Source organism: Streptomyces poriticola (assembly GCF_036689765.1).
Classification (GTDB): domain Bacteria; phylum Actinomycetota; class Actinomycetes; order Streptomycetales; family Streptomycetaceae; genus Streptomyces; species Streptomyces poriticola.
Genome location: NZ_JBAGKH010000001.1, coordinates 17,190 through 39,403, shown reverse-complemented (window position 1 = coordinate 39,403; position 22,214 = coordinate 17,190). Strand labels below are relative to the sequence as shown.

16 protein-coding genes are annotated in these 22,214 nt (G+C 71.9%); 10 read left to right on the top strand and 6 right to left on the bottom strand.

What is annotated here, in order from left to right; all coding sequences use genetic code 11:
- Positions 1-1,278 carry an MFS transporter gene (locus V5O46_RS00160; protein WP_332882729.1) on the bottom strand — a complete coding sequence of 426 codons (1,278 nt, stop codon included), beginning with the start codon at positions 1,276-1,278 and terminating at the stop codon, positions 1-3.
- 176 nt (positions 1,279-1,454) lie between these two features.
- Between V5O46_RS00160 and aroQ the strand changes: the two genes are divergently transcribed.
- Positions 1,455-1,928, top strand: coding sequence for a type II 3-dehydroquinate dehydratase (gene aroQ / locus V5O46_RS00155; protein ID WP_332882264.1), 474 nt, complete (start codon positions 1,455-1,457; stop codon positions 1,926-1,928).
- A gap of 30 nt (positions 1,929-1,958) precedes the next feature.
- Here the strand turns inward: aroQ and V5O46_RS00150 are convergent, their stop codons facing one another.
- Together V5O46_RS00150 and V5O46_RS00145 are read right to left on the bottom strand one after the other, a co-directional pair.
- Entirely contained in the window at positions 1,959-2,615 is a 657-nt protein-coding gene (locus V5O46_RS00150; RefSeq protein WP_332882263.1) for an MBL fold metallo-hydrolase, read from the bottom strand.
- Positions 2,616-2,661: 46 nt separating this feature from the next.
- Positions 2,662-3,348 (bottom strand): maleylpyruvate isomerase family mycothiol-dependent enzyme, encoded by a 687-nt coding sequence (locus V5O46_RS00145; protein ID WP_332882262.1) that lies wholly within the window; start codon positions 3,346-3,348, stop codon positions 2,662-2,664.
- 224 nt (positions 3,349-3,572) lie between these two features.
- Here V5O46_RS00145 and uvrA point away from each other — a divergent pair, with 224 nt between their 5' ends.
- Positions 3,573-6,650, top strand: a complete 3,078-nt coding sequence (uvrA, locus tag V5O46_RS00140; RefSeq protein ID WP_332882261.1) for an excinuclease ABC subunit UvrA — start codon at positions 3,573-3,575, stop codon at positions 6,648-6,650.
- Positions 6,651-6,986: 336 nt separating this feature from the next.
- Here the strand turns inward: uvrA and V5O46_RS00135 are convergent, their stop codons facing one another.
- The gene (locus V5O46_RS00135) at positions 6,987-7,895 is read right to left on the bottom strand and encodes a carbohydrate kinase family protein (protein ID WP_332882260.1); all 909 of its coding nucleotides are present in this window, start codon (positions 7,893-7,895) and stop codon (positions 6,987-6,989) included.
- Positions 7,892-8,965, bottom strand: coding sequence for a LacI family DNA-binding transcriptional regulator (locus tag V5O46_RS00130; protein ID WP_332882259.1), 1,074 nt, complete (start codon positions 8,963-8,965; stop codon positions 7,892-7,894). Before V5O46_RS00130 ends, V5O46_RS00135 begins: the two co-directional genes overlap by 4 nt.
- A 252-nt stretch (positions 8,966-9,217) precedes the next feature.
- On the opposite strand from V5O46_RS00130, the gene V5O46_RS00125 reads away from it, so the two are divergent.
- Positions 9,218-9,640 (top strand): Rieske (2Fe-2S) protein, encoded by a 423-nt coding sequence (locus tag V5O46_RS00125; protein ID WP_332882258.1) that lies wholly within the window; start codon positions 9,218-9,220, stop codon positions 9,638-9,640.
- 81 nt (positions 9,641-9,721) lie between these two features.
- Here V5O46_RS00125 and V5O46_RS00120 read toward each other — a convergent pair whose 3' ends face one another.
- Positions 9,722-10,669, bottom strand: a complete 948-nt coding sequence (locus tag V5O46_RS00120) for a hypothetical protein (protein ID WP_332882257.1) — start codon at positions 10,667-10,669, stop codon at positions 9,722-9,724.
- A gap of 306 nt (positions 10,670-10,975) precedes the next feature.
- Here V5O46_RS00120 and uvrC point away from each other — a divergent pair, with 306 nt between their 5' ends.
- From uvrC to V5O46_RS00085, 7 genes are all read left to right on the top strand, one after another.
- Complete coding sequence (gene uvrC / locus V5O46_RS00115; protein WP_332882256.1) at positions 10,976-13,051, top strand: excinuclease ABC subunit UvrC; 2,076 nt, start codon at positions 10,976-10,978, stop codon at positions 13,049-13,051.
- A complete protein-coding gene (gene rapZ, locus V5O46_RS00110; RefSeq protein WP_332882255.1) occupies positions 13,048-14,178 on the top strand; it encodes an RNase adapter RapZ in 1,131 nt (376 codons plus the stop codon). Before uvrC ends, rapZ begins: the two co-directional genes overlap by 4 nt.
- Positions 14,175-15,263: a gluconeogenesis factor YvcK family protein gene (locus tag V5O46_RS00105; RefSeq protein WP_332882254.1), complete on the top strand. Its 1,089-nt coding sequence runs from the start codon at positions 14,175-14,177 to the stop codon at positions 15,261-15,263. Before rapZ ends, V5O46_RS00105 begins: the two co-directional genes overlap by 4 nt.
- Positions 15,254-16,243, top strand: coding sequence for a DNA-binding protein WhiA (gene whiA, locus V5O46_RS00100; protein WP_332882253.1), 990 nt, complete (start codon positions 15,254-15,256; stop codon positions 16,241-16,243). The genes V5O46_RS00105 and whiA overlap by 10 nt, the downstream gene beginning before the upstream one ends.
- Before the next feature lie 420 nt (positions 16,244-16,663).
- The gene (locus V5O46_RS00095; RefSeq protein WP_332882252.1) at positions 16,664-19,633 is read left to right on the top strand and encodes a M14 family metallopeptidase; all 2,970 of its coding nucleotides are present in this window, start codon (positions 16,664-16,666) and stop codon (positions 19,631-19,633) included.
- 226 nt (positions 19,634-19,859) lie between these two features.
- Positions 19,860-20,867, top strand: coding sequence for a type I glyceraldehyde-3-phosphate dehydrogenase (gap, locus tag V5O46_RS00090; protein WP_332882251.1), 1,008 nt, complete (start codon positions 19,860-19,862; stop codon positions 20,865-20,867).
- Positions 20,868-21,000: 133 nt separating this feature from the next.
- Positions 21,001-22,212, top strand: coding sequence for a phosphoglycerate kinase (locus V5O46_RS00085; protein WP_332882250.1), 1,212 nt, complete (start codon positions 21,001-21,003; stop codon positions 22,210-22,212).
- Positions 22,213-22,214: the final 2 nt, after the last annotated feature.

Genomic DNA, 22,214 nt, shown 5'->3' with positions numbered 1-22,214 from the left:
TCACCCGGAGGCGGGCTCCACCGCCGCGGCCCGCTCCGGTACCGGGCGGGTCTCCGGCAGCAGCGCGAAGCAGCCCAGGCTGAGCAGCGCGACCGCGGTCAGATAGGCGGCCACCCCCCACGGCACCCGGCCGCCCTGCTCGGCCAGCGCCGTGGCCACGATCGGAGTGAGCGCCCCGCCGAGCACCCCGCCGAGGTTGTAGCCGACGGCGGCGCCCGTGCAGCGCACCCGGGGCTCGTACAGCTCCGGCAGATAGGCGGCGATCACCGCGAACATCGTGATGAACGAGAGCATCGCCCCCAGGAAGCCGAGGAACATCGGCAACGGCTCGCCGGTGGCCAGCAGCGCCACCATCGGGAACATCCACAGGGCCGTGGCCGCGCACCCGGCCAGACACATCGGCCGGCGCCCGAGGCGATCGCCGAGCAGCGCCGCCAGCGGGGTCAGCACACCCTTCACCGCCACCGCCGCCATGATGCAGGTCAGCACCACGCCGCGGCCCACGCCCAGCCGCTCCGTCGCATACGCCAGCGACCAGGTGGACACGGCGTAGAAGACCGCGTACCCGACCGACAGCGCCCCCGCCGTCAGCAGGACCAGCCGCCAGTGCTCCCGCACCACCTCGGCGAACGGCACGCGCGCGTGCTCGTCGATCCCCAGGAAGCTGGGGCTCTCCGCCAGCGACGACCGCAGCCACAGGCCGACCAGCGCCAGCACTCCCGCCACCCAGAACGGCACCCGCCAGCCCCAAGCGATGAACTGCGCCTCGGACAGGGCCGCCGACAGCGCCAGCACCACACCGTTGGCGAGCAGAAACCCGAGCGCGGGCCCGACCTGGGGAAAGCTCGACCACAGTCCGCGGCGTCCGGCGGGCGCGTGCTCGGCGGTCAGCAGCACGGCACCACCCCACTCCCCGCCGAGGCCCAGCCCCTGCAGAAAGCGCAGGGCGACCAGCAGCAGGGGAGCGGCCGGCCCGATCGCGCCGTACGTCGGCAGACAGCCGACCGCGACGGTCGAGGCGCCGGTCAGCAGCAGCGAGGCGACGAGGACCGGACGCCGTCCACGCCGGTCTCCGATGTGGCCGAACACCACCGATCCAAGGGGTCGGGCCACGAAACCGACTCCGAACGTCGCGAACGCGGCCAGTGTCCCCGCCAGCGGCGAGATCGTCGGGAAGAACAGCGGGCCCAGCACTAGGGCCGCCGCCGTCCCGTACACGAAGAAGTCGTAGAACTCGATCGCCGTACCCGCGAGCGAGGCGGTGGCGAGCCGCAGCATGGAAGGGGCCTGGGGCGTCCTGACGGGGTGCGCATCGGCATCGTTCACGCCGCGTCAAACCACCCACGGTGATCGCCGGTTACGGGGCGCGCGGGGGCGCGCCGGAGCACCGTGATAGACCGGGGACGAGCTGCGGTCCCGCCGGGCCGCAGCACCGCCGACGGACCGGAGGAACCGTGCCCCGCAGCCTGGCCAATGCCCCGATCATGATCCTCAACGGCCCCAACCTGAACCTGCTGGGCCAGCGCCAGCGGGACATCTACGGCTCCGGCACCCTCGCCGACATCGAGGCGATGTGCGCCGAGGCCGCCGCGGCGCACGGCGGCTCGGTGGACTTCCGGCAGTCCAACCACGAGGGCGAGCTGGTGGACTGGATCCACGAGGCACGGCTGCACCACAGCGGGATCGTGATCAATCCGGCCGCCTACTCGCACACGTCCGTGGCGATCCTGGACGCCCTCAACACCTGCGACGGGCTTCCGGTGGTGGAGGTCCACATCTCCAACATCCACCGGCGCGAGGAGTTCCGGCACCACTCCTACGTCTCGCTGCGCGCCGACGGCGTCATCGCGGGGTGCGGGATCCAGGGGTACGTGTTCGGGGTCGAGCGGATCGCGGCCCTCGTGGGGGAGGGGCAGGCCGGAACCTGAGCCCGCGCCCCGGTCCCGGGCCCGCGGGACTCACCACCCGCGCGCGTGCCACTCCGGCAGCTGCGGACGCTCCGCGCCCAGGGTGGTGTCCCGGCCGTGGCCGGGGTAGACCCAGGTCTCGTCCGGAAGGACGTCGAAGATCTTCGTCTCGACGTCGTGGATCAGGCTCTCGAACGCCTTCGGATCCTTGAAGGTGCTGCCCACGCCGCCCGGGAAGAGACAGTCCCCGGTGAAGACATGGGGGTGCCCGTGCGGGTCGTCGTAGACGAGGGCGACGGAGCCCGGTGTGTGCCCGACCAGGTGGCGCGCGGTGAGCTCCACACGCCCCACCCGGACGGTGTCGCCGTCGTCGAGCAGCACGTCGGTCGGCACGGGGATGCCCTCCGCGTCGTACCGGCCGGCGTGGGTGCGGGCGCCGGTGGCGGCGACCACCTCGGCGAGTGCCTGCCAGTGGTCGCCGTGCCGGTGGGTGGTGACGACGGACGCGATGCCGTCGTCACCGATCGTTCCGAGCAGTGCGTCCGCGTCGTTGGCGGCGTCGATCAGCAGCTGCTCGTCGGTGGCCCGGCAGCGCAGCAGATAGGCGTTGTTGTCCATGGGGCCGACCGCGACCTTGGTGATCATCAGGTCCTTGAGCTCGTGCACGTCGGCAGGACCGCCCACCGTCACGTCTCCGCTGTACGTCATGACGGCCAGCCTAGCCCCGCTCGGTGCCCCGGGAACCGCCGACCGCCTACAGCGGTGGCAGCGTCGGCAGGGAACCGCCGGTCACGGTGAGCGCGGTGCCTTCGCGGCGTCCGGCGAGCCAGCCGAGCAGCTCGGCGGGCGCACCCTCGACGGTGACCGGGCCGCCCTGGGCACCGCCGCCGGTGCTCCACGCGCGCGTGCCGTCCGTCAGGCGCGTGACCGGCACATCGGCGTGCCCGGCGAACCGGTCCGCCAGGAACGCGATCTCCCGCTCGGTGAACTCCGCCGGGAGATCCTCCAGCTCGTACCCGATGCCGAGGTCCACGTGGTGCAGCTCGACCTCGATCCACCGCCGGAACGGCACCCGGGACGCCGAGTCGGTGACCCCGTTGCGCAGCTCCACCGTGCGCGACCAGTCGGCCGGCCCGGCCCCGGCGTCCCGGAATCGGGCGGCGCTCTCGCGCACGTCCGCGAGCTGGGCGTCCAGGGCGCGCGGGGCGTCCCGCTCGATGTCGGCGTTGCGAGCCTCGGCGGAGGGGTACATGGGGCGGCCCCCGAGGACGTTCACGAGGGCGTCCGCGTTGCGGGCGAGGTGGGCCAGGACATGGCCGCGGGTCCAGCCCGGCAGCCGTGACGGTTCGGCCACGGCCGCGTCGTCCAGTTTGCCGACCGCGGTGAGCAGCCGCTCGGTCGCGTCATGTACAGACGCCAGGTCATGAGCGTGATCAATCATGGTGCTGACCCTAGTCCCAGCCACACCTTCGGGTGAAGCGGTCGGACCTGCGCCCAAAATCGAATGCGCGTGCTATATGGTCGAGTGCGGCGTCGGGCATGCTGGAGGGCCGGGGTTTGTTGACAACCCGTGAATCCGACCGGCGTTGTCAGTGGCTCCCTCTAGTCTGAGAAAAGACGGGGGCCCCGCCCCTGTCGCTTCTCTCAAGAAAGGTGCGGACCGGCGTGGCCGACCGTCTCATCGTCCGTGGCGCGCGCGAGCACAATCTGAAGAACGTGTCGCTCGACCTGCCTCGTGACGCGCTCATCGTCTTCACGGGCCTGTCCGGTTCGGGCAAGTCCTCCCTGGCCTTCGACACCATCTTCGCCGAGGGCCAGCGGCGCTACGTGGAGTCGCTCTCCTCGTACGCGCGCCAGTTCCTCGGCCAGATGGACAAGCCGGACGTCGACTTCATCGAGGGCCTCTCCCCGGCGGTCTCCATCGACCAGAAGTCGACCTCGCGCAACCCGCGCTCCACGGTCGGCACCATCACCGAGGTCTACGACTACCTGCGCCTGCTCTTCGCCCGCATCGGCAAGCCGCACTGCCCCGAGTGCGCCCGCCCGATCTCGCGCCAGTCGCCGCAGGCCATCGTCGACCGGGTCCTCGAGCTGCCCGAGGGCAGCCGCTTCCAGGTGCTCTCACCCCTGGTGCGCGAGCGCAAGGGCGAGTTCGTCGACCTCTTCTCCGACCTGCAGACCAAGGGCTACTCCCGCGCGCGCGTGGACGGCGAGACCGTCCAGCTGTCGAACCCGCCGACGCTGAAGAAGCAGGAGAAGCACACCATCGAGGTGGTCGTCGACCGCCTCACCGTGAAGGACAGCGCCAAGCGCCGGCTCACCGACTCCGTGGAGACCGCGCTCGGCCTGTCCGGCGGTATGGTGGTGCTCGATTTCGTCGACCTCCCCGAGGACGACCCCGAGCGCGAGCGCATGTACTCCGAGCACCTGTACTGCCCGTACGACGACCTGTCCTTCGAGGAGCTCGAGCCGCGCTCCTTCTCCTTCAACTCCCCCTTCGGCGCCTGCCCCGACTGCACCGGCATCGGTACGCGCATGGAGGTCGACCCCGAGCTGATCGTCCCGGATCCGGACAAGTCCCTCGACGACGGTGCCATCCACCCCTGGTCGCACGGCCACACCAAGGACTACTTCGGCCGTCTGATCGGTGCCCTCGCCGACGCCCTCGGCTTCCGCACCGACATCCCCTTCGGCGGGCTGCCGCAGCGCGCCAGGAAGGCCCTGCTGCACGGCCACCGCACCCAGGTCGAGGTGCGCTACCGCAACCGGTACGGCCGCGAGCGCCGCTACACCACCGCCTTCGAGGGAGCCGTCCCCTTCGTCAAGCGCCGGCACAGCGAGGCCGAGAGCGACGCCAGCCGGGAGCGGTTCGAGGGCTATATGCGCGAGGTGCCCTGCCCCAGCTGCTCGGGCACCCGCCTCAAGCCCGTCGTCCTCGCGGTCACGATCATGGGGAAGTCGATCGCAGAGGTCTCCGCGATGTCCATCAGCGACTGCGCGGACTTCCTGGGCGAGCTCAGGCTCACCGCCCGGGACAAGAAGATCGCCGAGCGGGTGCTGAAGGAGGTCAACGAGCGACTGCGGTTCCTGGTCGACGTCGGCCTGGACTACCTCTCGCTGAACCGCGCGGCCGGCACCCTCTCCGGTGGCGAGGCCCAGCGCATCCGCCTGGCCACGCAGATCGGCTCCGGACTCGTCGGCGTCCTGTACGTCCTCGACGAGCCCTCCATCGGCCTGCACCAGCGCGACAACCACCGGCTGATCGAGACCCTCGTCCGGCTGCGGGACATGGGCAACACCCTCATCGTCGTCGAGCACGACGAGGACACCATCAAGACCGCCGACTGGATCGTCGACATCGGCCCCGGCGCCGGTGAGCACGGCGGCAAGGTGGTGCACAGCGGCTCCCTCGAGGAGCTGCTCGCCAACGCGGACTCGCACACCGGGCTGTATCTCGCCGGCAAGAAGGCCATCCCGCTCCCCGGCATCCGGCGCCCGCACGACCCGGGCCGCAGACTCACGGTGCACGGTGCCAGGGAGAACAACCTCCAGGACATCGACGTGTCCTTCCCGCTGGGCGTGTTCACCGCCGTCACCGGCGTCTCCGGCTCCGGCAAGTCCACGCTGGTCAACGACATCCTGTACACACACCTGGCGCGCGAGCTGAACGGCGCGCGCAGCGTGCCCGGCCGGCACACGCGCGTGGACGGCGACGACCTCGTCGACAAGGTCGTCCACGTCGACCAGTCGCCCATCGGCCGCACCCCGCGCTCCAACCCGGCGACGTACACCGGTGTCTTCGACCACATCCGCAAGCTGTTCGCCGAGACCACCGAGGCGAAGGTCCGCGGCTACCTGCCCGGCCGGTTCTCCTTCAACGTCAAGGGCGGGCGCTGCGAGAACTGCGCGGGCGACGGCACGATCAAGATCGAGATGAACTTCCTCCCGGACGTCTACGTCCCGTGCGAGGTCTGCCACGGCGCCCGGTACAACCGCGAGACCCTGGAGGTCCACTACAAGGGCAAGTCCATCGCCGACGTCCTGAACATGCCGATCGAGGAGGCCACGGACTTCTTCGAGGCGGTTCCCGCGATCTCCCGCCATATGAAGACCCTCAAGGACGTCGGCCTGGGGTACGTCAGGCTCGGCCAGTCCGCGACCACTCTCTCCGGCGGTGAGGCGCAGCGCGTGAAGCTCGCCAGCGAGCTGCAGCGCCGCTCCACCGGGCGCACGGTCTACGTCCTCGACGAGCCGACCACCGGACTGCACTTCGAGGACATCAACAAGCTGCTGAGCGTCCTGTCCGGCCTGGTGGACAAGGGCAACACGGTGATCGTCATCGAGCACAACCTGGACGTGATCAAGACAGCCGACTGGATCGTCGACATGGGCCCCGAGGGCGGCGCCGGCGGCGGCCTGGTCGTCGCCGAGGGTACGCCCGAGGAGGTCGCCTCGGTCCCGACCAGCCACACCGGCAAGTTCCTGCGGGACATCCTGGGAGCCGACCGGATCAGCGACGCGGCCTCGATGCCGGCGCCGCGCAAGGCACCGGCGAAGCAGACCGCCAAGAAGACGGCCGCGAAGAAGACGGCCGCGAAGAAGACGGTGGCGGCCCGGACCACCACCAGAAAGACCGCCACCAAGACGGTCGACAGCACCGCCGCCAAGACGGCCGAGGCCACGAAGACCACCAAGGTCACCAAGGCCGCCGCGAAGAAGGCGACCCGGGCGAGCAAGACCTGACGCCGCGGCGGCACCGGGCCTCTGCCCCGCCCGGCGGAGCAGAGGCCCGGTGCCCGATCGGCCCGACGGGCCCGGTCAGGCCGCTGCCCGCGCCATGAACCGCCTGCCGGGCCGGACCGCCTGAGACACTCTGAGTCTGCCCCGCTGGGGCTGCTGCGGGAGACGCTCACGCTCCCCGACGAGGGGCAGCACATCATCGGCCACCTCCCCGCGGACGATCCCACGGCCGCCGCTCCGGACCACCTCGAAGACCGCCCCGGCGCGCCGCGGGCCCTCCGTTCCATGGACCGAGCCCGCCGCCCCCGGACGGCGTGCGCATGCCTCCGGGGCGGGATGTCAGTCCGCCATCTCGTGGGCGTACGGCGGCTCCGCGCCCGCGCGCGAGCAGGTGACCGCCGCCGCGCGGGCCGCGAAGCCCAGCAGCCCCGCCCAGCCCTCCGCGCCCAGCACGCCCGCCGCCCCCGCACCGAGCGCGTCCCGCACCGCGAGGCCGTGCAGCAGGGCGGCGTTCACCGTGTCGCCGGCACCGATCGTGTCGACCACATCGACCCGCTCGCCGGGCACCGTGCACTCGCCACCGTCCCGGGTGTAGGCGGTCAGTCCGGCACCGCCGTGGGTGATCACCACCGCGTCCGGTCCCGCGGCCAGCCACTCACGGGGGCTGCCGCCCAGCCACTCGGCGTCCTCGGCGGACAGCTTCAGCAGCGACACCGACGGCAGCCAGCTCCTGAACCGGGCCCGGTAGCGTTCCGGGTCCGCGATCAGTCCGGGCCGGATGTTCGGGTCCAGCGCCGTGAACAGCCCCTGGGCCGAGGCCCGCCGCATCAGCTGCTCGTACGCGCTCGCCCCGGGCTCCAGCACCAGCGAGCAGGTGCCGAAGGAGACCGCTCGGGTACCGGACGGAAGCTCGTCCGGTGCCGCGAACAGCCGATCCGCCGTGCCGTCCACGTAGAAGGAGTACGCGGCCGAGCCGCCGGCGTCGACCGAGGCCACGGCGAGGGTCGTGGGCTCGGTGCCGCGCTGCACCCCGGACACGTCCACGCCGCTCGTCCGCAGCCGCTCCAGCAGCGCCTCGCCGAAGGCGTCGGACGACACCCGGGAGCAGAACGCCGTGGAGGAGCCCAGACGGCCCAGCGCCACGGCAGTGTTGTACGGGCCGCCGCCCAGCGCCGGCGTCAGGGAGGAGAGGGCGCCCGTGCCCTGCGGTACCAGGTCGATCAGTGCCTCACCGGCGACGACGATCACGGGACGGTCCCTTCTTCGGCCCTGACGGGGACTTGCTCGGACGGGTGCTGCTCGGGGCAGCCGCAGGACGTGCGGTGCACGAACGTGCAGGGCAGCCGCAGAGTCCGGGCGGGCCGGTCCGGCGTGGCGAGCCGTTCCAGCAGCACCCGGAGGGCCTCGGCGCCGATCTCTCTGCTGGGCTGGGCGATCGCGGTGAGCCGGGGCTCGAACAGATCGGCCCAGGCGAAGTCGTCGAAACAGCACACGGCGAGATCGCCGGGCACGGACAGCCGGCGGTCGCGCAGGGCGCGCAGCGCACCGATCGTCATGGTGTTGTTGCCGGTGACGAGCGCGGTGGGCGGCACCGCGAGGGACAGCAGCACCTCGGTCGCCCGGGTACCGCCGGACGCCTCGGAGTCCCCGTGCACCACGAGCCGTTCGTCGTACGGCAGCCCGGCCGCCGCGAGCCCGTGCCGGTACCCGGTGATCCGTTCCCGCGTCGTGCTGAGCCCGGTACGGCCCGCGACCAGGCCGATCCGGCGGTGCCCGAGCCTCGCGAGGTGGGTGACCAGCAGCCGCGTGGGCTCGGCGCTGTCGGCGCACACCTGGTCGAAGCGCGGGGCGCCGCGGTCGTCGCCTTCGGCGTCCACGACCCGGTCCAGGAACACCGCCGGCACCCGGTGGCGTTGCAGATAGCCGACGAGATCTCCCGGGTCCGCCGAGGGCGCGACGATCATGCCGTCCACCCGGCGTTCGTGCAGCAGCTGGACGGCCGTGCGCTCGTGCGCGGGGTCGTCGTGCGGGTCGGCGACGAGCAGGCCGTACCCGTGCTCCAGGGCGGCGGTCTCCACGCCCTGGAGGATCTCCGTGAAGTACGGGTTGCTGATGGCCGACACCGCCAGCCCGACGGACCGGGTCCGGGCTGTCACCAGGGAGCGGGCGAGCGTGTTCGGCGTGTAGCCGAGTTCCTCGACGGCGTCCAGGACCGCCTGGCGGGTGTGCGGCAGCACCGGCCGGGTGCCGTTCAGGACATGCGAGACGGTCGCCACGGAGACTCCTGCACTCCGTGCCACGTCGGCCATGGTCGCCATCGGCGTGGTCCGCTCCCTCCTGCCAGGGTGACCCAGCAGGGCCACCGGCCCGGACCGTATCCCATCCGGCGGTGAGACGTAAACGCTTGCGCAAGCGTTTACGCACACGTCTGCGCACACGTCTGCGCACACGTCTACGTCTTGGCCCGGTGCCCCGCCCTCGGTCCTCCCCAGGCCCCTCGCTATCGTCGGCGTACACCGCTCGATACCAGCCCGCACATCACCCCTGAGCCCCTGACCAGTGGAGACCCCATGCCCGGCCGTCCCGCCCCGAGCCGTCGCACCGTCCTGCGCTCGGCGGCCGTCGCCCCAGTCGCCGGTGTGGGCGCCGCGGCCTGCTCGCCGGGGGAGCGCCCCGACCCCGGCAGGCTGACCGAGCCGGTCGACCTCGGGAGCGAGAAGGAGGTCGCCCAGGGCGACGCGAAGCTGTACCGGGAGCAGAAGGTGGTGGTCAGCCGGGCGGCAGACGGCTCCCTCAAGGCGTACAGCACGGTGTGCACGCACGCCGGGTGCCCCATGACCAAGCTGGAGAGGACGACGCTGACCTGCTTCTGCCACGGCAGCCGGTTCGACGCCACGACCGGCGAGGTGCTGGACGCCCCCGCCACGGTGCCGCTGAAGGAGCTCCCGGTCCAGATCGACAACGGCCGGATCGTCGTCGGCCCGGAGGCCTGACCAGGCCGCTCGGGTCCCGGCCCGTCATCGCACCCGTGGAGCGACCGCGCCTCCTCCCTGACCTGTCTCACCCCTGCACGGTCACTCCCAGTCCCAGCCGATCCCCACGATCCCCGACCGGACCCGCGCCTCCACCAGATGCACGGAGTGGTGCCGTCCGCTGAGCGCCAGCTCCTGACGTCCGCCGCGCGGCGCCGCCGCCGAGTGCTGGGTGAACCGGTGACAGCGCACCGGCAGGGCCGCCGCGTCGAACCGCACCTGCAGCGCGTACTGCCCGCCCGCCGTGTCGAAGCCCCGCACACACTCGCGGGACACGCCCGCCGTGCCGTCCTCGACGCCGTACCGGAAGAGGTGGGTGTCCCCGGCCCGAAGCCGGGTGTCGAAGAGCAGTTCGGCGACCAGCATCCCGGTCTCGTGGTCCCGCCGGACGCGTCCGGTCCGGCAGTTCTCCAGCGCGTGCACGGTCATCCGGCCCGGCGCACACCCCGGGTCGCCGTGGTGTACGGCCACGAAGCGGTCGACCCCGTCACGGTGGGCGCGGACGATGTGGTGCGACTCGCGGCCCGCCAGCTCACGGTGGCGCCCGATCCGGGCCCGTTCGTGGTGCGCGACGGTGTGCACCCCGCCGCCCGGCGGCAGGTCCAGCTCGGCCAGCAGCCACTCCAGGGCGCCCGAGGCCGCCATGTGGGCGCGGTAGGAGCGGGCCGCGGGCCGCTGCTCGGACGGGTGCGGGTCGGACTCGGCGAGCAGCCGGATCAGCGACTCCTCGGGCAGCTGCAGGATCTCCTCCAGGGCCCGCACCGCGCGCAGGGACTCGGGGCGCTGCGGGCGCCGGGCGCCCTGCTGCCAGTAGCTCAGACTCGTGACGCCCACCTTCACCCCGTACCGGGACAGGTGGTGCTGCACACGCTGCAGCGGCAGCCCGCGCGCGGCGATCGCGGCGCGCAGCGCGACGTGGAAGGGGCCACCTCGCAGGGCGGAGTCGAGCTCCGCGGTGGCGACGTCCGCGTGCTGTGTGGCGTGCGGCATGCAGGGGGCCTTTCTGTGAATGTTCACCACGGCTGGTCAGACCGTTCGACGCTCCAGGCCCCGGTACCGCCCCCCCGGCACGGCGAAAGGCGTCTTCACATGCACGCCGCCGTTCAGGGCCCCGAGTTCCCCCGCATTGAAGCGTGTTGACCTAGTCCCGACAACACCTTGGGCGCGACGGCGTCGGTCTGCTGGCCGAGATCGCACGGGCCGGGGACCGGACGGTCGGGGAAGGGGCGACGGGCACCGCGGGGCGCCGTCCACAGGCCCGACGGAGTGTCGGTCCACGCCAGTAGGGTGTGAGTCATGGCCGACCCCTCCAGCTACCGCCCCAGTCCGGGACAGATCCCGGACTCCCCCGGGGTGTACAGGTTCCGTGACGAGCACCGTCGGGTGATCTACGTCGGAAAGGCGAAGAGCCTGCGCCAGCGCCTGGCGAACTACTTCCAGGACCTGGCGGGCCTGCACCCGCGCACCCGCACCATGGTCACCACGGCCGCCTCGGTGGAGTGGACGGTGGTGTCCACGGAGGTCGAGGCGCTGCAGCTGGAGTACTCCTGGATCAAGGAGTACGACCCCCGGTTCAACGTGAAGTACCGCGACGACAAGAGCTACCCGTACCTCGCGGTGACGATGAACGAGGAGTTCCCGCGCGTGCAGGTGATGCGCGGCCACAAGAGGAAGGGCGTGCGCTACTTCGGCCCGTACGCGCACGCGTGGGCCATCCGCGACACCGTCGACCTCCTGCTGCGCGTCTTCCCCGTCCGCACCTGTTCGGCCGGCGTCTTCAAGAACGCCGCGCGCACCGGCCGCCCGTGCCTGCTCGGCTACATCGGCAAGTGCTCCGCGCCCTGTGTCGAGCGGGTCTCCGCCGAGGACCACCGGGAGCTCGCCGAGGAGTTCTGCGACTTCATGACCGGCCGCACGGGCACCTATCTGCGCCGTCTGGAGAAGCAGATGGGCGAGGCCGCGGAGGAGATGGAGTACGAACGGGCGGCCCGGCTGCGCGACGACATCGGCGCGCTGCGCAAGGCCATGGAGAAGAACGCCGTGGTGCTCGCCGACGCGACGGACGCCGATCTGATCGCCGTCGCCGAGGACGAGCTGGAGGCGGCCGTCCAGATCTTCCATGTCCGCGGCGGACGGGTGCGCGGCCAGCGCGGCTGGGTCACCGACAAGGTCGAGGAGATCACCACCGGCGCCCTGGTGGAGCACGCCCTGCAGCAGCTCTACGGCGAGGAGCGCGGTGACGCAGTCCCCAAGGAGGTGCTGGTCCCGGCGCTGCCCGATCCGGTGGATCCCGTGCAGGAGTGGCTGGCCGGGCGGCGCGGCTCGGCGGTGTCCCTGCGTGTCCCGCAGCGCGGCGACAAGAAGGCCCTGATGGAGACGGTGCAGCGCAACGCCCAGCAGGCGCTCGCCCTGCACAAGACCAAGCGCGCCTCGGACCTGACCACCCGCTCGCGCGCCCTGGAGGAGATCGCCGACGCCCTGGACCTGGACAGCGCCCCGCTGCGCGTGGAGTGCTACGACATCTCGCATCTCCAGGGCGACGACGTGGTGGCCTCCATGGTCGTCTTCGAGGACGGCCTCGCCCGCAAGAGTGAGTACCGCCGCTTCCAGATCCGAGGATTCGCCGGGCAGGACGACGTCCGCTCGATGCACGAGGTGATCACCCGCCGCTTCCGGCGCTATCTCGCCGAGAAGGAGAGGACCGGCGAGTGGGCCGAGGGCGAGGAGCTGCCCGACGGCGAGGCCGCCGGGACGGGACCGGGGCTCAAGGACGACGACGGCCGCCCCAGGCGCTTCGCCTACCCGCCGCAGCTGGTGGTCGTCGACGGCGGGCAGCCGCAGGTGGCCGCCGCCCAGCGGGCGCTGGACGAGCTCGGCATCGACGACATCGCGGTGTGCGGTCTGGCCAAGCGGCTGGAGGAGGTCTGGCTGCCCGGTGAGGACGACCCGGTCGTGCTGCCCCGCACCAGCGAGGGCCTGTATCTGCTGCAGCGGGTCCGTGACGAGGCCCACCGCTTCGCGATCACGTACCAGCGCACCAAGCGCGCCAAACGCTTCCGGTCGAGTCCCCTGGACGATGTGCCCGGCCTCGGCGAGACCCGCAAGCAGGCACTGATCAAGCACTTCGGTTCGGTGAAGCGGCTGCGGTCGGCGACCCTGGACCAGATCTGCGAGGTCCCCGGCATAGGCCGCAAGACGGCCGAGACCGTGCTCGCGGCCTTCGCCCGGTCGGAGCCGGCCGCTCCCGCCGTGAACACGGCGACGGGAGAGATCATGGAAGAGGACGACGGGGCGCCCGGGACGACGGCCGAGGCCCCGGCGGAGCCCGTTCCCGCGGGCTCCGCGGACGAACGACGGGGGCAGGAGAGATGACCGAGCACCACAGCGGGCCCGCAGCCCAGCGGGACCAGGCGTACCGACCGACCGGCCCGGATCCGGCGGACGAGCCGGCCGGCACCGGTACGGACCGGGCGGATCAGCCGGCCGGCACCCGTAAGGGCCGGGCGGATCAGCCGGCCGGTCCTGATCCGGCCATCCGGCAGACCGGCGGCGACCCGCCGGGTGCCGACGCAGCACAGACGCACGACGACGGAGCACAGGTGAGTACGGGCAAGGACACGGCAGGGGCGCCCGAGGCGGCCATCCCCGAGCTGGTGATCATTTCCGGCATGTCCGGGGCGGGCCGCTCGACGGCCGCGAAGTGTCTGGAGGACCTCGGCTGGTTCGTCGTCGACAACCTGCCGCCCGCGCTGATCCCCACCATGGTGGAGCTCGGCGCCCGCTCGCAGGGCAACGTGGCCCGGATCGCGGTCGTCGTCGACGTCCGTGGCCGCCGCTTCTTCGACGCCCTGCGCGAGTCCCTCGCCGACCTCGACGCCCGGGGCGTCACCCGGCGGATCGTCTTCCTGGAGTCCTCCGACGACGCCCTGGTCCGCCGGTTCGAGTCGGTGCGCCGCCCGCACCCCCTGCAGGGCGACGGCCGGATCGTCGACGGCATCGCCGCCGAGCGCGAGCTGCTGCGCGAGCTGCGCGGCGACGCCGACCTGGTGATCGACACCTCCAGTCTCAACGTCCACGAGCTGCGCGCCAAGATGGACGCCCGGTTCGCGGGCGAGGAGGAGCCGGAGCTGCGGGCCACCGTGATGTCCTTCGGCTTCAAGTACGGCCTGCCCGTCGACGCCGACCTGGTCGCGGACATGCGGTTCCTGCCCAATCCGCACTGGGTCCCGGAGCTGCGCCCGTTCACCGGCCTCAGCGAGGAGGTGTCGGCCTACGTCCTCAACCAGCCAGGTGCCAAGGAGTTCCTCGACCGGTACGCCGAGCTGCTGCAGCTCGTTGCCGCGGGCTACCGCCGTGAGGGCAAGCGCTATGTGACGATCGCCGTAGGCTGCACGGGCGGCAAGCACCGCTCGGTGGCCATGTCGGAGAAGCTCGCCGCCAGGCTCGCCGCCGAGGGCGTGGAGACGGTGGTCGTCCACCGGGACATGGGACGGGAATGACCGGACGTACTCCGCGGCTGAGCAGGCTGCGCCGGGTGGTGCCCGAGGGCCGCGGCCGGGGCGGCGGCAGCCGCACCGCCCGGCTCGCCGAGGCCCGCGGCGGCCGGCCGCGCCGCCGCGGCACCCAGCCCAAGGTCGTCGCCCTGGGCGGCGGCATGGGCCTGTCCGCCTCTCTCGCCGCCCTGCGCCGGATCACCGGCGACCTCACCGCCGTCGTCACCGTCGCCGACGACGGTGGCTCCAGCGGCCGGCTCCGCGACGAACTGGGTGTGCTGCCGCCCGGCGACCTGCGCAAGGCGCTGGCCGCGCTGTGCGGTGACGACGACTGGGGCCAGACCTGGGCCAGGGTCATCCAGCACCGCTTCCAGTCCCGGGGCGAGATGCACGGCCACGCGGTCGGGAATCTGCTGATCGTCGCCCTGTGGGAGCAGCTCGGCGACCATGTCCAGGCGCTGGACCTGGTCGGCAAGCTGCTCGGCGCGCACGGACGGGTGCTGCCCATGTCGGCCGTGCCGCTGGAGCTCCAGGCACTGGTCAGGGGCCATGACCCGGAGCGGGCCGAGGAGGTCGGGACCGTCCGCGGCCAGGCGACGGTCGCCCTGACCCGCGGTGAGGTGCAGTCGGTGCATCTGCTGCCCGCCGACCCGCCCGCCGTGCCCGAGGCGGTCGAGGCCGTCCTCGACGCGGACTGGGTGGTGATCGGCCCGGGCTCCTGGTTCTCCTCGGTCATCCCGCACCTGCTGGTGCCCGACCTCCTGGACGCCCTCACCGAGACCAAGGCTCGCCGGGTACTCTCCCTGAACCTCGCCCCGCAGCCCGGAGAAACCGAGGGCTTCTCCCCGCAGCGTCATTTGGAGGTTTTGGGACGACACGCCCCTAAACTCGCCCTGGACGTGGTGCTGGCCGACGAGGCCGCCGTGCCCGACCGGGACTCGTTGACCGACGCCGCCGAGCGGTTCGGCGCGGCGGTCGAGCTGGCTCCGGTGGCCCGGACCGACGGGACCCCGCGGCACGACCCGGAGCTGCTGGCCGCCGCGTACGACCGTATTTTTCGGATGCATGGAAGGATCGGCCCATGGCGATGACGGCAGCGGTGAAGGACGAGATCTCCCGGCTCCCCGTCACCCGGACCTGCTGCAGAAAGGCGGAGGTCTCCGCCGTCCTGCGGTTCGCCGGCGGCCTTCACCTGGTCAGCGGGCGCATCGTGATCGAGGCGGAGCTGGACACCTCGATGGCGGCCCGTCGGCTCAAGCGGGACATCCTGGAGATCTTCGGTCACAGCTCCGAGCTGATCGTGATGGCCCCGGGCGGCCTTCGGCGCGGCTCGCGCTACGTCGTCCGGGTCGTCGCCGGCGGTGACCAGCTGGCCCGCCAGACCGGCCTGGTCGACGGCCGGGGCCGGCCGATCCGCGGACTGCCCCCGCAGGTCGTCTCCGGGGCCACCTGCGATGCCGAGGCCGCCTGGCGCGGCGCCTTCCTCGCGCACGGCTCGCTCACCGAGCCCGGCCGCTCCTCCTCCCTGGAGGTGACCTGCCCGGGCCCGGAGGCCGCGCTCGCCCTGGTCGGCGCCGCCCGCCGGCTGTCGATCGCCGCCAAGGCCCGTGAAGTGCGCGGTGTGGACCGGGTCGTCGTCCGCGACGGTGACGCGATCGGCGCCCTGCTCACCCGGCTCGGCGCCCACGACTCGGTGCTGGCCTGGGAGGAGCGGCGGATGCGCCGTGAGGTCCGCGCCACCGCCAACCGGCTCGCCAACTTCGACGACGCCAACCTGCGCCGCTCGGCCCGCGCCGCGGTGGCCGCCGGGGCCCGGGTGCAGCGTGCGCTGGAGATCCTTGGCGAGGACGTTCCCGAGCACCTGGCTGCGGCCGGCCGGCTGCGCATGGAGCACAAGCAGGCCTCCCTGGAGGAGCTGGGCGCGCTTGCCGACCCGCCGCTGACCAAGGACGCCGTCGCCGGCCGCATCCGCCGGCTGCTGGCCATGGCCGACAAGCGCGCCGCCGACCTCGGTGTCCCGGGGACGGAGGCCAACCTCTCCGAGGAACTGGCGGACAACCTCGCGGGCTGAGGGCCGCCCCGGCGGTCCTGCGTCGCCGGTGCCGTCTCGGCGTCGCCGGTGCCGTGACGTCGGCGGTCCTGCCGCATCGGCCCCGTCTCGGCGTCGGCGGTGCCGTGACCCGGCGGTGCTGCCGAGACCCCGGTGCTGCCGAGACCCCGGTGGTCCCGCAACCTGACAGTCCCGCAACCCTGACAGCCCTGCGGCCCCCACTGCTTCCAGTCCCACTGCCTCCACCGCCCCCACGCCCCCACGCCACGCCCCAGGGCCCGCACACCCCCGACCGCTCCCGTCAACACGCCGGTTCCGGCGCCCACCTGGGTGACCGGCACCGGCGACCGCGTGTCGAAGTCGCGCTCTTGACTCGATCTTGAGGTGTCATGAGCCTGGCAACCTGTTCGCTGCTGTGGCGGACCTCTGCAAGGGGGGTTCATGAGACATAGAGCGAGATCGATCCTCGCCGTCGGCGCGCTCCTGCTCGGTGGAGCGGGCTTCGCACCCGTAGCCCAGGCACAACCGGCTCCTCCTGCGTCCCCGCACCAGGACGCGGACGAAGTGAAGGTCTTCCACGCCGACGTCACCCAGCGCCAGGTACCCCTGCTGCTGGCCGCCGGCCAGGACGGCCACGAGCTCGGTGAGCAGGTGCCCGAGCAGGGCAGCGCCACCGTCGAGGTCCAGCTCACCGACCGGCAGGCCGACGAGCTGGCGGAACAGGGCGTCGAGCTCACCGAGCACACCCTGTCCACCCAGGCCGAGAAGCGGGTCGAGAACGCCGCCGACGGCGTCTTCCGCCCCTACAGCGGGCGCGGCGGCCTCCAGCAGGAGATCCTCCGCACCGCCCGCGAGCACCCCCGCCTCACCAAGGTCGTCTCCATCGGCAGGACGATCAGGGGCCAGGACATCCTGGCCGTCAAGCTCACCCGGCACGCGAGATGGACCCGGGACGGCGCCAAGCCCGCCGTCCTCTACATGTCCGGCCAGCACGCGCGCGAGTGGATCACCCCGGAGATGACCAGGCGGCTGCTCCACCACTACCTGGACAACTACAACAAGGACCGGCGGATCAAGCGGATCGTCGACTCCACCGAACTGTGGTTCGTGCTCTCGGCCAACCCCGACGGCTACGACCACACCTTCGCGAGCGACGCCAACCGGCTGTGGCGCAAGAACCTGCGCGACGTCAACGGCGACGGCGCCATCACCACCGGCGACGGTGTCGACCTCAACCGCAACTTCCCCTACAAGTGGGGATACGACGACGAGGGCTCGTCCCCCGGCCCTAGCAGCCAGACCTACCGCGGCGACGCCCCGGGCTCCGAGCCCGAGACCCGGGCACTGGACGCCTTCCAGAAGCGGATCGGCTTCACCTACGGCATCAACTACCACTCGGCCGCCGAACTGCTCCTCTACGGCGTCGGCTGGCAGGTCGCCACCGACACCCCGGACGACGTCCTCTACGAGGCGCTCGCCGGCACACCGGAGAACTCCGCGGTCCCCGGCTACCGCCCGCAGGTCTCCTCGGAGCTGTACACCACCAACGGCGAGACCGACGGCCACGCCGCCAACGTCAACGGCGTGGCGATGTTCACCCCCGAGATGTCGACCTGCCAGACGGTCTCCGACGCCCACCCCGACGACGCGTGGGAGGCGCGCGACTGCCGGTCGATCTTCACCTTCCCCGACGACGAGAAGCTGATCCAGGAGGAGTTCGCCAAGAACGTCCCCTTCGCGCTCTCCGTCGCCGAGTCCGCCGCTCACCCCGACCGGCCGTCCTCCGCCGCCGGCCTGGAGGCCGCCGACTTCACCCCGGCCGAGTTCACCACCTCGTACTCCCGCGGCGGGGACCAGGAGGTCTCGGTCGTCGTCCGCAAGTCGCTCCGCGACAAGGAGCTGAAGTACCGCGTCAACGGCGGCCGGGTGCACCACATGCGCCTCAGGCCCTGGCGAGGCGGCGAGACCTACGGCGGCGAGGACAACCTGTACTTCGACGAGTACCGTGCCAAGGTCAAGGACGGAGAACCGGGCGACAAGGTCGAGGTGTGGTTCACCGGCCGGACGAAACACGGCAGGTACGGCAAGCGCGTCTCCAGCGAGCACTTCACCTACACGGTCGCCGAACGGCCGCGCGCCGACGTCCTGGTCGTCGCCGAGGAGGGCGCCAAGGCCACCCGGGCACAGGACTACGTGGACGCGCTCAGAGCCGCCGGACGCCGCGCCGTCGTGTGGGACGTGGCCACCCGGGGAGCGCCGGACGCGCTCGGTGTCCTCTCGCACTTCGGCACCGTCGTCCACTACACGGGCGCGGCCGTCCCGGGCAACGCCACCCAGCTCCAGCTGCGCGCCCACCTCAACGAGGGCGGGAAGCTGATCGAGGCCGGCGAGCAGGCGGGCGGCAGCGTCGACCTCGGCGACGGCACCCTGTCGAACGACTTCAGCCAGTACTACCTGGGCGCCTACACCCGCACCTCCACCCCGGGCGCCACCGGCTTCGCCGGCTCCGGCCCCCTGGACGGCGCCGGCGGCCCGCTCGGCGACGCCCCCGGCAACCCGCTGGACCGGGCCGGGACCTACAGCGTCACCTCGGACGAACTGCCCCCCGGCACCTACCCGCAGTTCGCCAGTGGGGGCGCGGGACAGTTCGCCGGGACCGTCAACCCGTACGGGCCCTATGCGGGTGACTTCATGGCCGCCGCCGTGCACACCGACGACGCCTACAAGCGCCTGACCCGCACCGTCGACCTCACCGGCGTCACCCCGGATCAGCGGCCCGCTCTGCGTACCCGGCTGCTGTGGGACACCGAGGAGGGCTACGACCATGTGCTGGTCGAGGCCCGCACCGCAGGGTCCGACGACTGGACCACGCTGCCCGAGGCGGGCGGCGCCACCTCCACCGAGGTACCGACCCAGTGCGAGGCCGGCTTCTACGTCGGGGGGCACCCGTGGCTGGAGCGGTATCTGACCGTGTCCTCCGACGGCTGCACCGCGACCGGCACCAGCGGTGCATGGCACGGCCTCACCGGCGCCTCCGGCGGCTGGCAGCAGGTCGAGTTCGACCTGAGCGGCTACGCCGGGCGCACCGCCGAGGTGTCGATCAGCTATGTCACCGACCCCGGCACCGGCGGCCGCGGTGTGCTGGCCGACGAGACCGCGCTCGTCGTCGGCGGCACGGCACAGGCCACCGAGGGCTTCGAGAGCTCGCTGGGGGACTGGCAGGCGGCCGGACCGCCCCCGGGCAGCCCGGCCGTGCGCAAGGACTGGACCCGCACCGGAGTCCTGTTCCGCACCTACGGAGCCGTCACCACGGACGACACCGTCCTGCTCGGTTTCGGACTGGAGCACCTCACCTCGGCGGCCGACCGGGCGGCCGTGGTGCGGGCTGCGCTCAGGGCCCTGAAGGAGTGACCGAACGGTCGACCGGGGTCGACGCAGTGTAGCGAAATCGGGTGATCTGCCCCGTCGCCCGGGGCGGTCCGTACCCCTACTGGCGGGTACGGACCGCCGTGCCGTGTATGGGCCGTCTCGATGTCACTCCGGGGGCCTCGGAGAGGTAGGGTCGTAGGCGGTCGGGGACATCCCAAACACAGCTCGCCGGCACATCGGGCCGGCGTACCAACGAGGAGATCGGTTCGTGACGATCCGCGTAGGCATCAACGGCTTCGGCCGCATCGGTCGTAACTACTTCCGCGCGCTGCTGGAGCAGGGTGCAGACATCGAGATCGTGGCTGTCAACGACCTGGGTGACACCGCGACCACCGCTCACCTGCTGAAGTACGACACCATCCTCGGCCGCCTCCCTTACGAGGTCTCGCACACCGAGGACACCATCACCGTCGGCGACCGGACCATCAAGGTGCTCGCCGAGCGCAACCCCGCCGAGATCCCCTGGGGCGAGCTCGGCGTCGACATCGTCATCGAGTCGACCGGCATCTTCACCAAGAAGGCCGACGCCGAGAAGCACATCGCCGGCGGTGCCAAGAAGGTCCTCATCTCGGCTCCGGCCAAGGACGAGGACGTCACGATCGTGATGGGCGTCAACCAGGACCAGTACGACCCGGCGAAGCACCACGTCATCTCCAACGCCTCCTGCACCACCAACTGCGTGGCGCCGATGGCGAAGGTCCTCGACGAGAACTTCGGCATCGTCAAGGGCCTGATGACGACGGTGCACGCGTACACCAACGACCAGCGCATCCTGGACTTCCCGCACAAGGACCTGCGCCGCGCCCGCGCCGCCGCCGAGAACATCATCCCGACCACCACCGGTGCGGCCAAGGCCACCGCCCTGGTGCTGCCGCAGCTCAAGGGCAAGCTGGACGGCATCGCGATGCGCGTCCCGGTCCCGACCGGCTCGGTCACCGACCTCGTCCTGGAGCTCGGCCGCGAGGTCACCAAGGAGGAGATCAACGCCGCCTTCCAGAAGGCCGCCGAGGGCGAGCTGAAGGGCATCCTCTACTACACCGAGGACCCGATCGTCTCCTCCGACATCGTCAACGCCCCGGCCTCCTGCACCTTCGACTCCTCCCTGACCATGGTCCAGGAGGGCAGGAACGTGAAGGTCATCGGCTGGTACGACAACGAGTGGGGTTACTCCAACCGTCTCGTCGACCTGACGGTCTTCGTCGGCGAGCAGCTCTGATCGCCTGACAGCAGGCATCTCGATGCGATAGGGCTCGGGCGGCGCAGGGACGCGCTGCCCGGGCCCTGCCTCGCGTCCAGCACCACCAGCCCTCGTAGGATCACGAGCGATCAAGAGCCCCGGGAGCCCCTGCATGAAGACGATCGACGAACTCCTTACGGACGGCGTGGCGGGCAAGCGTGTCTTCGTCCGCGCCGACCTCAACGTGCCGCTGGACGGCACCACCATCACCGACGACGGCCGCATCCGCGCCGTGCTGCCCACCGTCAAGGCCCTGGCCGACGCGGGCGCGCGCGTGATCGTCGCCTCCCACCTGGGCCGCCCCGAGGGTGCCCCGGACCCGGCCTTCTCCCTGGCCCCGGCCGCCGCCCGGCTCGGTGAGCTGCTCGGCGCCGGCGTCGCATTCGCCGACGACACGGTCGGCCCTTCCGCCGAGGCCGTCGTCGCCGACCTCGCCGACGGTCAGGTCGCAGTCATCGAGAACCTGCGCTTCAACGCCGGCGAGACCGCCAAGAACGACGCCGAGCGCGCCGCCTTCGCCGACAAGCTGGCCGGCCTCGCCGACGTGTACGTGGGCGACGGCTTCGGCGCGGTGCACCGCAAGCACGCCTCCGTCTTCGACCTGCCGAAGCGGCTGCCGCACTACGCCGGGTACCTCATCGCCACCGAGGTCGGCGTCCTCAGGAAGCTCACCGAGGACGTCAGCCGGCCCTACGTCGTCGCCCTCGGCGGCGCCAAGGTCTCCGACAAGCTCGCCGTCATCGACCAGCTGCTGGGCAAGGCCGACCGGCTGCTCATCGGCGGCGGCATGGCCTACACCTTCCTCAAGGCCCAGGGGCACGAGGTCGGCATCTCCCTCCTGCAGGAGGACCAGATCCCGGCCGTCACCGAGTACATCGAGCGCGCGGAGGAGAACGGCGTCGAGCTGGTGCTCCCCGTCGACGTGCTGGTGTCGACCGAGTTCCCCGACCTGAGGACCAAGGCCCCCACGCACCCCACCACCGTCGCCGCGGACGCCATCCCGGCCGATCAGGAGGGTCTGGACATCGGTCCAGAGACCCGCAAGCTGTACGCCTCGAAGCTCGCCGACGCGGCCACCGTCTTCTGGAACGGCCCCATGGGCGTCTTCGAGCACCCCGACTACGCCGAGGGCACCAAGGCGGTCGCCCAGACCCTCCTCGACTCCCCGGGCTTCACCGTGGTCGGCGGCGGCGACTCCGCCGCGGCCGTCCGCACCCTGGGCTTCGACGAGAACGCATTCGGCCACATCTCGACCGGTGGCGGCGCCTCCCTCGAATACCTCGAGGGCAAGACGCTCCCCGGCCTCGCCGCACTGGAGGACTGACC

Coding starts and splice junctions, on each gene's coding strand:
- V5O46_RS00145 (WP_332882262.1), bottom strand. CDS start 3,348: ATGATTGATCACGCTCATGACCTGGCGTCTGTACATGACGCGACCGAG.
- V5O46_RS00095 (WP_332882252.1), top strand. CDS start 16,664: ATGAGACATAGAGCGAGATCGATCCTCGCCGTCGGCGCGCTCCTGCTC.
- V5O46_RS00150 (WP_332882263.1), bottom strand. CDS start 2,615: ATGACGTACAGCGGAGACGTGACGGTGGGCGGTCCTGCCGACGTGCAC.
- V5O46_RS00125 (WP_332882258.1), top strand. CDS start 9,218: ATGCCCGGCCGTCCCGCCCCGAGCCGTCGCACCGTCCTGCGCTCGGCG.
- V5O46_RS00085 (WP_332882250.1), top strand. CDS start 21,001: ATGAAGACGATCGACGAACTCCTTACGGACGGCGTGGCGGGCAAGCGT.
- uvrC (WP_332882256.1), top strand. CDS start 10,976: ATGGCCGACCCCTCCAGCTACCGCCCCAGTCCGGGACAGATCCCGGAC.
- V5O46_RS00130 (WP_332882259.1), bottom strand. CDS start 8,965: ATGGCGACCATGGCCGACGTGGCACGGAGTGCAGGAGTCTCCGTGGCG.
- V5O46_RS00160 (WP_332882729.1), bottom strand. CDS start 1,278: ATGCTGCGGCTCGCCACCGCCTCGCTCGCGGGTACGGCGATCGAGTTC.
- V5O46_RS00105 (WP_332882254.1), top strand. CDS start 14,175: ATGACCGGACGTACTCCGCGGCTGAGCAGGCTGCGCCGGGTGGTGCCC.
- rapZ (WP_332882255.1), top strand. CDS start 13,048: ATGACCGAGCACCACAGCGGGCCCGCAGCCCAGCGGGACCAGGCGTAC.
- whiA (WP_332882253.1), top strand. CDS start 15,254: ATGGCGATGACGGCAGCGGTGAAGGACGAGATCTCCCGGCTCCCCGTC.
- V5O46_RS00120 (WP_332882257.1), bottom strand. CDS start 10,669: ATGCCGCACGCCACACAGCACGCGGACGTCGCCACCGCGGAGCTCGAC.